The 3,485-nt window shown below is 29.7% G+C and carries 3 protein-coding genes; all 3 read right to left on the bottom strand.

The annotated features are described in order from the left end of the window. A partial coding sequence (locus L872_RS05115; RefSeq protein WP_036268833.1) for a lipoprotein occupies nt 1-359 on the bottom strand: 359 nt, incomplete at its 3' end. Nucleotides 360-540: 181 nt separating this feature from the next. Then, nucleotides 541-1,770 carry a BspA family leucine-rich repeat surface protein gene (locus tag L872_RS04890; protein ID WP_051418416.1) on the bottom strand — a complete coding sequence of 410 codons (1,230 nt, stop codon included), beginning with the start codon at nt 1,768-1,770 and terminating at the stop codon, nt 541-543. 108 nt (nt 1,771-1,878) lie between these two features. Then, entirely contained in the window at nt 1,879-3,330 is a 1,452-nt protein-coding gene (locus L872_RS05110; protein WP_051418415.1) for a BspA family leucine-rich repeat surface protein, read from the bottom strand. Nucleotides 3,331-3,485 lie beyond the last annotated feature (155 nt).

Here is a 3,485-nt window from a genome sequence, read left to right as displayed (position 1 = left end):
TCAATTTCATAAAGATTAATCTTAGATTTTCCTGTTTGCTGCTTTGCTTTAAAATTTACGGTAAAAGGTTTCGGAGTTTCATAGCCTTTTTGAGCAATAAACTCTACTTGAATGGTTGGTGATTCTAAAATTGAAACATTAATTGACTCAATCCCTTCAGGAAGGTTATTAATTTTATTAATTCCCTCAACTGCTTGTTCAATAGTAAAGTATTTTCCTTGGGCTTCGGTGATGGTCAGTTTTTCAAATTCAGTGGTATCAATTGGTTGTAACTGTTTAGAGTTTCCACAAGCAACAACTGAAGTTGTTGTTGTTGCTGTTAGTCCAATTGCTCCTAATAAAGTTAATAATTTTTTCATAGTTCTCCTTTGAATGTTGATTGCTGAGATTATTAGCAATCAACATTGTTTTGATTTTTATTTGCTTTTAATATTTAATATTAGTGCAATAAAAACGCTTTTTACGAATAACTTTTATTATTTTAGTTTTTTTAAATATCTATTTGTTCCATACATTTGATAACTTAGTTTTTTAATTAATTTAGTACTTAAATTTTGGATGATAAGCAGTGTTTGCAACTCATTCAGAATTAGCATACTTGTTAAAATTACTGCTACTAGTAGTTACATTCGAAACATCCCAAGTTGAAAGATCTTGATTAAACTTTCGACTACTAAAAAACATAGCATACATGTCAGTTACACTTGAAACATCCCAAGATGAAATATTTGAATTAAAACTTTCAGCATGGTAAAACATTGTACTCATACTAGTTACATTCGAAACATCCCAATTTGAAAGATCTTGATTAAAAACTTTAGTATACCCAAACATAGACTGCATGTTAGTTACACTCGAAACATCCCATTTCGAAAGATCTTGATTAAAATTTTCGGCAGAATCAAACACAGCATGCATATTAGTTACATTCGAAACGTCTCAATTTGAAAGATCTTGATTAAAATTTTTACAACTAAAAAATATATTTTTCAAACTTGTAATTTCTGAAGGTAGCTGACTAGGTACTTCTATAATTGTTTTTGGCATTCTTACTACTTGTACTTGTCCATCTTTATTTTCATAAAATCCGATTTGAATAATTTTTGGAGTATCAATATTACTAATATCCTTGGCATCTGTAGAAACTTCTTTGCCATTCGCATCAATATATATTGTTGGTTGTTGAGTTAAAGTAGAATATTTAACAGCTCCTAAAATATCAAAAGAGTTTTCCCCCACTAAAACGTGAGTTTCTTCATTAATAGTTATGTTAACAGTTACATCTGTTTTTGTTCCTTGCTTTAATTCGGCATTTAGTAAAATCACACCATCAATTTCAACTTCTGATAATTCTCGATTAACGGTTTTTAAAGAACTTAAGTTTTGAATGTTTCTATCCTTGACAGCTTGTTCAATTTCATAAAGATTAATCTTAGATTTTCCTGTTTGCTGCTTTGCTTTAAAATTTACGGTAAAAGGTTTCGGAGTTTCATAGCCTTTTTGAGCAATAAACTCTACTTGAATGGTTGGTGATTCTAAAATCGAAACATTAATTGACTCAACACCTTCAGGAAGGTTATTAATTTTATTAATTCCCTCAACTGCTTGTTCAATAGTAAAGTATTTCCCTTGGGCTTCAGTGATGGCTAGTTTTTCAAATTCAGTGGTATCAATTGGTTGTAACTGCTTAGAATTGCCACAAGCAACAACTGAAGTTGTTGTCGTTGCTGTTAGTCCAATTGCTCCTAATAAAGTTAGTAATTTTTTCATAGTTCTCCTTTGAATGTTGATTGCTGAGATTATTAGCAATCAACATTGTTTTAATTTGCTTTCAAATGAAAGCAAGCAAGTTTAATTCGACATCTTTTTTTAATTAAGTTATCGTTTAAATTTTGGTTGATAAGCAGAATTTGCAACTCACTTAGAATTGGCATTTAGGTTAAAATCTTTGCTATCAGTTACATTTGAAACATCTCAAGTTGAAAGGTCTTGGTTAAAAACTTTAGCTTCGCCAAACATATGATTCATATTTATTACATTCGAAACATCTCAAGCTGAAAGATTTTGGTTAAAACTTTTAGTACCAATAAACATATTACTCATATCATTTACATTTGAAACATCTCAAGTTGAAAGAACTTGGTTGAACTTTTCAGTATTTGAAAACATATTCTTCATATTAACCACGTTCGAAACATCCCAATTTGAAATATCGAAATTAAAATTTTTAGCATTATAAAACATTCAACTCATATCAGTTACACTTGAAACATCTCAGGTTGAAAGATCTTGATTAAAAACTAGAGCATTAAAGAACATATGGTTCATATCAGTTACACTTGACACATCCCATGCTGAAAGACTTTTATTAAAACTTTCAGCATGGCAAAATATACGATTCATATCAGTTACATTCGAAACATCTCAATTTGATACATTTTGATTAAAAGCCTGAGCAATGTAAAACATACTATTCATATCAGTTACACCTGAAACATCTCAGGTTGAAAGATCTTGATTAAAACTATAACAACTATAGAACATCTCCTCCAAGCTCGTAATTTCTGAAGGCAACTGACTGGGTACTTCTTTAACTGCTTTTGGCATTGTTACTGCTTGTATTTGTCTATGTATATTTTCATAAAATCCAATTTGAATAATTTTTGTTGTATTAATTTCTTTAATGTCAAAGGCATCTGTAGAAACTTCCTTGCCATTTACGTCAATATAGATTGTTGGTTGTTTCAATATATTGGAGAAGTCAATTGCTCCAATAATTTCTAACGTACTTCCACCAACTAAAACATGAGTTTTGGGATTAATTTCTATGATAATATCGACATCAGCATTTGACTGTTGTTTTAATTTTGCTGTCATTGAAGTTACCCCATCAATATTAATTTCACTTAACTTCTGATTAACTGCTTCTAAACTATCTAAGTTTTGAATATTTTTAGAACTAACTTCTGTTTCAATTTCCTCAATACTGATTTCAATTTTTGATGTATCAGTTTTTGCTTTAAAATTTACGGTAAAAGGTTTCGGAGTTTCATAGCCTTTTTGAGCAATAAACTCTACTTGAATGGTTGGTGATTCTAAAATTGAAACATTAATTGACTCAATACCTTCAGGAAGGTTATTAATTTTATTAATTCCCTCAACTGCTTGATCAATAGTAAAGTATTTTCCTTGGACTTCGGTAATAACTAGTTTTTCAAATTCAGTGGTATCAATTGGCTGTAACTGCTTAGAATTGCCACAAGCAACAACTGAAGTTGTTGTCGTTGCTGTTAGGCCAATTGCTCCTAATAAGGTTAGTAATTTTTTCATATAGTTCTCCTTTGAATGGTGATTGCTGAGATTATTAGCAATCAATATTGTTTTAATTTGCTTTCAAATGAAAGCAAATAAATGCATTTAATATTAGTACAATAAAAACGCTTTTTACGAATAACTTTTATTATTTTGGTTTTTTTAAATATCTA

This window comes from Mesoplasma seiffertii ATCC 49495, from assembly GCF_000518725.1.
Lineage (GTDB): Bacteria > Bacillota_I > Bacilli_A > Mycoplasmatales > Mycoplasmataceae > Tullyiplasma > Tullyiplasma seiffertii.
Note: the sequence above shows the minus strand (reverse complement) of the source record. Positions and strands in the feature narration are given on the sequence as shown.